The organism is Streptococcus sp. LPB0220, from assembly GCF_008727815.1.
Taxonomy (GTDB): Bacteria; Bacillota; Bacilli; order Lactobacillales; family Streptococcaceae; genus Streptococcus.
This window is the reverse complement of sequence record NZ_CP044230.1, coordinates 2,124,959-2,133,380: the sequence shown is the minus strand read 5'-3', so window position 1 is coordinate 2,133,380 and position 8,422 is coordinate 2,124,959. Positions and strand designations below refer to the sequence as shown.

6 protein-coding genes and 3 tRNA genes are annotated in these 8,422 nt (G+C 33.9%); 6 read left to right on the top strand and 3 right to left on the bottom strand.

Annotated elements, in window-relative coordinates; translation table 11 throughout:
• Window positions 1-267 precede the first annotated feature (267 nt).
• Window positions 268-1,029, bottom strand: coding sequence for a ParB/RepB/Spo0J family partition protein (locus LPB220_RS10730; RefSeq protein ID WP_150906770.1), 762 nt, complete (start codon window positions 1,027-1,029; stop codon window positions 268-270).
• A gap of 71 nt (window positions 1,030-1,100) precedes the next feature.
• Window positions 1,101-2,282 (bottom strand): S1C family serine protease, encoded by a 1,182-nt coding sequence (locus tag LPB220_RS10725; RefSeq protein ID WP_023920001.1) that lies wholly within the window; start codon window positions 2,280-2,282, stop codon window positions 1,101-1,103.
• Between the two features lie 204 nt (window positions 2,283-2,486).
• Here LPB220_RS10725 and rlmH point away from each other — a divergent pair, with 204 nt between their 5' ends.
• The 6 genes from rlmH to LPB220_RS10695 all read left to right on the top strand — a co-directional run bounded on the left by rlmH (window position 2,487) and on the right by LPB220_RS10695 (window position 5,722).
• Entirely contained in the window at window positions 2,487-2,966 is a 480-nt protein-coding gene (rlmH, locus tag LPB220_RS10720) for a 23S rRNA (pseudouridine(1915)-N(3))-methyltransferase RlmH (RefSeq protein ID WP_003009233.1), read from the top strand.
• Window positions 2,967-3,008: 42 nt separating this feature from the next.
• Window positions 3,009-3,082: transfer RNA gene (locus LPB220_RS10715), tRNA-Arg, on the top strand.
• A 340-nt stretch (window positions 3,083-3,422) separates the two neighbouring features.
• A complete protein-coding gene (locus LPB220_RS10710) occupies window positions 3,423-4,763 on the top strand; it encodes a GHKL domain-containing protein (RefSeq protein ID WP_150906768.1) in 1,341 nt (446 codons plus the stop codon).
• Complete coding sequence (locus LPB220_RS10705; RefSeq protein ID WP_003009229.1) at window positions 4,760-5,518, top strand: response regulator transcription factor; 759 nt, start codon at window positions 4,760-4,762, stop codon at window positions 5,516-5,518. Before LPB220_RS10710 ends, LPB220_RS10705 begins: the two co-directional genes overlap by 4 nt.
• A gap of 50 nt (window positions 5,519-5,568) precedes the next feature.
• Window positions 5,569-5,640, top strand: a tRNA-Glu gene (locus tag LPB220_RS10700).
• Between the two features lie 8 nt (window positions 5,641-5,648).
• Window positions 5,649-5,722: transfer RNA gene (locus tag LPB220_RS10695), tRNA-Asn, on the top strand.
• 99 nt (window positions 5,723-5,821) lie between these two features.
• Here the strand turns inward: LPB220_RS10695 and LPB220_RS10690 are convergent.
• Complete coding sequence (locus tag LPB220_RS10690) at window positions 5,822-8,389, bottom strand: YfhO family protein (RefSeq protein ID WP_150906766.1); 2,568 nt, start codon at window positions 8,387-8,389, stop codon at window positions 5,822-5,824.
• Window positions 8,390-8,422: the final 33 nt, after the last annotated feature.

The window sequence follows — 8,422 nt, the reverse complement described above, 5'->3', positions numbered from 1 at the left end:
TATCAGACTTCCCTCCTTTTCTTGAATTGTATCAAATCATACGTACTCCTATTCTACCACAAACAAAAATAGTTTTCCACAGGCTAAATTTCATGAAATTAAATTATAGTTTTAAACTTTTCCACAAGTTGTGGATTTAAATTCACATTGTTTTTAAAAGTTATCCACAAAGTGGGGATAACTAGAGAATATCCTTATTTTTCTGCTACTTACAAAAGATTTTTATAGTGGAAAAGCTTGTCAATACAAAAAATAAAAATAACAGCCTTATTTGAGGCTGTTGATAATTCGTTGGTATTCATCAAGACTGGAAAAAGAAATTTGGATAGTTCCTTTATTTTGAGAAGAGGAGTGTATCGTCACATCTGTTCCTAATATTTTTTTCAATCGTTGTTCCTCTTCTAGTAGGAAGCTCTCTTTTGCTTTTTTATTTTTCTGTTTTCTTCTTGAACTGATCTTGTTTTCTAATGTTCGAACATTTAAATGATCCTGTTTGATTCGCTCCAACCAAAAGCGCTGCTCTTCTTCATCAAGAGGAACAAGAACACGCGCGTGAGCCGAAGAAATATCATTTTGAATGACTGCTTCTTGAACAGAAGGAGCTAGATGTAACAAGCGAAGCATATTGCTGATATAGGGTCTAGATTTCCCCATAAATTGAGCGATTTGGTCGTGCTTATAGCCATGATCAACGAGCTTCTGGTAGGAGATAGCTTCTTCAATTGGATTGAGATCTTCTCGTTGAAGATTTTCAATAATGGCTTGTCGCATCATTTCTTGATCTGTTAACTCTTTAATAATCGCAGGAACAAGCTCTAATCCAGCAATTTTTGAAGCTCTAAAACGTCTTTCACCTGCAAGCAATTCAAAACCAATTATTGGAGATTTTCTGACAATAATTGGTTGAATTAAGCCATTTTCTTTGATTGACTGAGCCAGTTCTTCTAATTTTTCTTGATCAAATACTTTTCTTGGTTGGAAAGGATTGGTTCGAATGTCCTTTACCGCTATTTTTTCTAATTTTTCCATCTTATGAATAGAATAACACACCTTTACAAATTCGTAAAGGTGTGTTTACAAGTATGTCAAGAAAGTGAAAGTTAATCGCTCAGATCCTCAGTTGATTTTGTCAACTTGATAGAAGTTGTTTGTTGTTTTCCATCACGATAGAATGTGACCTTGATCGTATCATTGATTTGGTGAGAATAGAGGGCTGATTGTAAATCTGCAGTTGACTCGATATCTGTATCATCGATCTTTGTGATGACATCATAACGTTGCAATTTATCTGAAGCAGGCATATTTTCAAGTGTTGAACGAACCAGTACTCCTCCAGAGATTTTTTCAGGAAGTTTTAATTGGCTTAAATCAGAAGTTGAAAGGTTGGATAAATCCATCATTTGGATTCCAAGAGCTGGTCGAACTACTTTTCCTTTTTCTTCTAGCTGTTTGATAATATTGACAACATCATTTGCAGGAATAGCAAATCCCATTCCTTCTACTGAAGTTTGTCCATTATTTGAAATTTTACTTGAGGTAATCCCAATGACTTGTCCTTGAATATTGATTAATGGCCCTCCAGAGTTCCCTGGGTTGATGGCTGCGTCTGTTTGTAAGGCGCGTGTAGAGATATTTTGTCCATTATCAGCTTTCAAATTCACATTGCGACCTTGGCTAGAAATGATCCCTTGAGTAACAGAATTCGCATAATCAGTTCCAAGAGGGCTACCAATTGCAATTGCAGTCTCACCGACTGTTAATTGGTTTGAATCTCCGAATTCAGCTACTGCCTTTGCTTTATCCGCACTAATGCGAACGACTGCAATATCAGAATAGACATCTGACCCAACTACTTCTCCGGGGACTTTATTGCCATCTGCTAAAAGAATATCTACTTTTTTAGCACCATTGATTACATGGGTGTTGGTAACAAGGTAGGCATATTTTCCTTCTTTTTTATAAATGACCCCAGAACCTTCACTAGAAATTTGTGAGTCAGAGTTTTCTTCTTTTTCAAATAACCCTTGATTCGAAGAATCAGAATAAGTAATCACAGAAACTACAGCATTTTTCACCTTATCTACGGCCTCACTAGTTGAGGTTGTATTTTTATAAGCTGTTTTAACAGTGGTTGAGTGGACTTGCTTACTTTCAGTATTTGAAGTAGAAGAATGAGAGGTTTGTAAGGTTAAAAAGGTTCCAAGAATCCCACCTAGAAAACCTACAACGAAAATGAGGGTTATGTTTCCAAGTTTTTTTAGTAAATTAGATGAAGATTTCATATTTTCCTCCTAAGGATATCAAATTGTCTAAAGTATAGAAAAACTTTCTTAATTATATCTTAAATAACTAAAGTTATCCACAAATTGTGGATAAGTTGTAGAATTTAGTTGAGAAATGGCTTTAAAAAGGACTTTATAGAATAGATTTCCTTTCTATAGCTGTGGATTATTTGTGGAATTGAAGAATTATGCTACAATAAGGGAATGAAAATTAAATTGATAACCGTTGGAAAATTAAAAGAAAAATACTTAAAAGATGGGATCGCGGAGTATATTAAAAGGCTTGGTCGATTTGCAAAAGTAGAACAGGTTGAGTTAGTTGATGAAAAAACTCCAGATCGTGCCAGTCAACTCGAAAATCAACAAATCCTTGAAAAAGAGGGGGAACGAATTCTCTCTAAGATTTCAGATAAGGAATATGTGATTGTATTAGCCATCGAAGGAAAACAATTTCCTTCAGAGAAATTTAGTCAAACGATTGACCAGATTATGACATCTGGTTATTCAAACCTTACTTTTGTTATTGGAGGCAGTCTTGGTCTGTCTCCTGAAGTGAAAAAAAGAGGAAATCTATTAATGAGCTTTGGTCAATTAACTCTTCCTCATCAGTTGATGAAATTAGTGTTGGTGGAACAAATCTATCGTGCTTTCATGATTCAACAGGGGAGTCCTTACCATAAATAACCTTGACGCTCCTTCCTTTTTCTGCTAAAATGAAGTAAGTTCGGTCTCATAGCTCAGCTGGATAGAGCATTCGCCTTCTAAGCGAACGGTCGCAGGTTCGAATCCTGCTGGGATCAAATGAGAGATGCAGCTTTTGCTGCATCTTTTCTTTTATATAAAAATGTATAAATTTTCATTATCTATTAATTTTTGTATACTTCACTATAGACAAATAGTAATGAAATGATTTATTAGGAATATTTAAAAAAAGAACTAACAATCCCTATATAGTGCAAAGTGTAGATTATATAAATTGTGTAAAATAGTTTTCATTCATGTAACAAAAACATTACAATTTTACCTATTCCCTTTAATTTTAGGCTATTTTATATTATAATTTTTTGTATATAAAATTTTATTTTTTTATAATAATACTAGAGTATAATAAAATAGAAAAAACAAAGTGGGAGAGTTTGTGTGATTCAGTCATTAATCTTGTCTTTTCTCTTGGGAGGGATCATTGTTCTGACGTTTGCATTAGTGGACGAAAAAATCTATCAGGAACATCAATTTGCATTTATCTTTCTGCTGAGCACCTTTGTTCTTCTTTTTGAAAGTCTCTTAGTATTTTTAGATGTGACTTTATTTTCAAATATTCGACTCTCTGATTTAAATATGCTCTTATGGCCGATTTATTTATATCCTTATTATCATTATGCCAATCGGACGAATCGCTTGTGCGCCATTTTTTATTCTTTTTTTACTTATTTAGCGGTTGAAGGAACAGCAACTTTTCTGACGATAATTGTCTCTTCAGTATTGGGGGATGCTGTTGTAGCAGCTTACTCGATTGTCTACAATATGTGCATTCGTTTGATTTCTTTAGGAATCATTTTGAAGTTAATTGACCTATTTGAATTTGATTTCACTCCTTTTTATGAGAAAGAATTTGAAAAATATTTAAAGAGACTCATCTGTGTCTATTTTGCTATATTTGTAGTGATTAATTTTGCTTTATGGATTAGTGAACAAGCGCAATATAAAAATTTTGGGAGTATGTTGGCAACGATTTGTTTTTTCTCTTTTGTAGTCAGCTTATTCCATATGAAAATCGAGCGAGATCAGTATCGTAAAAATTTAGAACTGGAGTATAAAGAATTTTCTGAGCAACAAATGAGTCGGTATATGGCTGAAATTCAAAGTCTCTATTCTATTGTCAGGGGATTTCGTCATGATTTGGGAAATTTAGTTATTTCTATGTCGTTAGCCATTGAGGAAGAAAATATTCCAGAAATACAGAGAATCCATAGAGAAGTATTGGAAAAAGGTTATAAAGAGATCAATACAGAAGCATTATCAGGATTCAACTTGGTCAATATCAAAGATTCTGCTTTACGAAGTATTTTGATTCGAGGCTGGTTGGATGCAAGAGATGCTGGGGTAGAAATGACCTTTGAAACGAGTGAACCAATCGAGCAACTACCAGTTGATTTATTAGATATCGTGAGAATCGTTGGGATTCTAGTGACAAACGCTTTGGAAGCTTCAAAAGAAGCAGAAGAAAAGAAAGTTCATATTGCTATTTTCTCTATTTCAAAAATTGTTTACTTAGTGATTCATAATACAACAAATGAAATCACTTTTGATATTAGAAAAATATATGAAGAAGGCTATTCGACAAAAGGAGAAAATAGAGGACTAGGATTAAATAATGTGAGAAAAATCTTAGCAAATTATGGAACGATGTTTTTAGAAACGGAATTGCAAGGAAATCGTTTTTTACAAGTTTTGAAGATTGGAGGATACGAACAAGAATGAAGATTTTTTTATTAGAAGATGAGCTCTCTCAACAGATACGGGTAGAAAAACATATTGCAGAAATTGCTAAGGAATTAGAAATTAAACTTGAAGTGATTTCTACCGGTAAAATTTCGGAATTTGAAAATTATATCCAGCATTCGGATATCCACCAATTATATTTTCTAGATATTCATATCCAAGACAATGAGTATTGTGGGCTGGAAATTGCTCAAAAAATACGAGAAGCAAATCCTTATGCCATTATTGTTTTTATTACTACAAAATCAGAATTCGCTTCGATTACCTATCGTTATAAAGTATCTGCCTTAGATTTTATTGATAAAAATTTGAATGAAGATTTATTTAGATTAAAAATTAAGGAGTGTATTGAGTACCTAACGACTATTCAAATTGGAAATGATGATTTGACAGATTATTTTGAGTATGACTTTAAGGATAAAAAGATAAAAATTCCATTTAAGGATATTCTTTATATTGAAACTGTTGGTTCGGCTTATAAATTAAACTTAGTTGGGAAAAATTTTCAAAAAGAAATTGCGGGAAGTTTATCAGATGTCTTGGAGAAAGATGTGGAGGAGAGATATTTCAGTCCCCATCAATCTTTTATCGTGAATAGAAGTATGATCATTGGAATGGATAAGAAAAAGAAACAGCTACTGTTGAAAGAAGGCTATTCTTGTCCAATCTCAAGAAGCAATATCAAACGTGCCAAAAAATTAATTGAAGAGCAAAATTTAGAATTTAGTGCTTGACAATTAGTTAAATTTTGATATAATGGGATATGTTCTGTTAATGAATATATGGTCCGTTGGTCAAGGGGTTAAGACACCGCCTTTTCACGGCGGTAACACGGGTTCGAATCCCGTACGGACTATATCTCATTCCGCCATAGCTCAGTTGGTAGTAGCGCATGACTGTTAATCATGATGTCGTAGGTTCGAGTCCTACTGGCGGAGCTAGTATAGCACCCATTTGGGTGTTTTTTTGTTTTGAAAAAGGCTAGGATAATGACTATCCTAGCCTTTTATTTATAAGTGAACCGATGGTTAGATTCCTTAACTTTTTCGTCTTTTTATTTGTCTCCATTCGTAGAGGAAAAAGAGAATGATTCCAACGAAAAAGGCAATGAGTCCTTCAATGAAGCCTTGGGGAACAAATGTTAAGGTGACTGTTCCGGATCCTTTTGAAACACGAACTCCCATTAATCCTTTCTGGATGCGATGAATTTTGATAGGTTTTCCATTTTGTTTAGCTGACCAGCCTTTATCATAAGGGAGTGTAAAAATAAGGGTAGTGTCTCTATTTGCGTTATAGGCTGCTACCAATTTGTTTTTCTTTTTGTGAATAGCAACTTCTTGCTGACGAATGCTAGCGATAGCTTGTGTGTATTGGTCAAGATCCAGAGCAAAAAATTCTGGTGTATCAAAAGAGACTGTCGAATTTTCTGGAAAACTCATACGAATAGTAACTGTTTCCTCTGTGTCAAAATGGCCAATCGAAAAGAATGGAAAGGCATTATCAATGGTATAGCGTTGGGTCTGTCCATTGTAGCTGATTTCAATATCTTTTCGATCATCGTTTGAAAATTGTAAATTTGGAACATTGACATATAGTTGGCTATGGGCAGGAACCGTTACTTCATATTGAATACTTGCGTAGGAAAGATGACTATCTTCTTCAATTTTTGCAGTTTGCAACGAAGATGTAGTATTTTGTGAAGTAGGCGAGAGAATATTTAATTTCTTATAAAATTTATATTTTTCATCCGTGATTTGATGGATGAATCGTGTCTGATTATCCAGTGTCAAATTCGTAAAGGAAGTATTTTTATAAGGTTTTGCTGACAGAAAGGCGATTGGTAAGGCATATTCGTTTTCTGAAAGTGAGACTCCATTTTTGATTGCAATCTCTTTAAATCCAAATTTTTGAACAGGTTGTTGGCTTAAATTATAGCGAACACCAAATAGACTATCCATTAAAATAGAATTGTTTTGGTATCGAAGATTGAGGTTGGTTCCTTCAGATTTAAATCCAAGTTTGTCCAATGTCGAGCTAGCATCCGTATTTCGTACAGATGAAAATTGAGAAATTCCATTATAACCATACTTCATGCTATCATTGCCCGTTTGCGGCTGTAGAATCTCAGTCCGATAATTAGAGTCTGTCTTCTCTCTTATTAAGGATTGGATGGCTTTTAAGTCTCGTTCGTAGGATGATCGAGAAGCAAATACCCATTCATTCGCTATTCCTTCCATTTGATAATAACTATTCACCGATAATTCAAAAATGGAGAAAAACAGGATCGAAAGATAGAAAAGTCTAGGCGGTATCTTTTTTAGGATAAATCCTAAACAGACCAAATAGAAAGCAATTAAAAATTCAAAAGTAACAATGAAATTGACTGCATCTAAAAATTTATAGTGACTGCTGTAAAGGACAGTTGCTCCAAATCCTAGAATAAGGAGGAAATTAGCAAGACTAAAACGAATCCAAGTGATCTCCTCTATTCGATTTAGTACTTCTCCTGCCATCAGAATAATCGTCAAAGAAAAGATCCAAGAGTATCGATGAAGAAACATATTTGGCGCGTGCATACCTTGCCAAAGGAGATCTAATAATTGAAAACGAAAACTCAAAATAAGAATGGTCAAGAGTATAAAGTAAGAAAGTTTCACGTGAAACTTGATCGACTTTACAAAGAAAAAGGTAATCGCTAAAAGAAGTGGAAATAATCCCACGTAGATCATTGGAATTGATCCATATTTAGTAGTGTCAAAACTTCCAATGAAATTTTTTGCAAATACGTCAAGATACCAACTTTTTTCTGTAAAGATACTGTCAACCTTTGAAAAACTTTCTCCATGAGTGCGTAAATCTAAGAAGGTTGGATATAACATCACAAGGCTTGTTATAACTGATAAAAGAGATACAATCACAAAATGAAAGAATCGTTTTCCAATTCCTTTGATGTCCCATGACAGTTGTGTCAAGTACCATAAAATAAGAAAAATAGACATCATAAACCCAAAATAATAATTTTGGATAAACAAGCTGGTTAAGCTGATAAAGTAGAGAATCTCTCCCTCATTGTAAATGAGTTTTTTGAATCCATAGAGAATTAATGGTGCTAGGATAAAAACATCTAGCCAAGTTTTGATTTCAATTTGGCTGATAGCAAAGCTCATAAGAGCAAATGAGGTTGAAAGGGTAAGAACCAGGGATCTAGGAATTTTAGAAAACATTCCATGTAAACTAATATAAGTGCTTAACCCAATAGCTCCAAATTTAAGAAGAGTGATGAGGTAAACAGCATCCGGCATGGATTGTGCATTAAAGAAGTAGACAAGAGGAGAAAAGAAACTTCCTAGATAATAGCTACTGAGTGCATAGAAATTAATACCTAATCCACTTTGAAAACTGTAAAATAGGCTATCTGTCCCATGTAAAATATTTCGAAGTGTGGTATCAAAAATGACATACTGATGATAACCATCTCCTAATAAGGGGGATGTATCACTGTTCCAGTAGATTCCTTGTGAGAGGTAAATAAAGAACATCATGATAGCTGGAATCAGGAAAGAAGATACTATAAAAAGGGATGTTTTTAGCTTTGTTTTATTCATATATTTCTACTGAAAGAGCCTGAAATAATGATT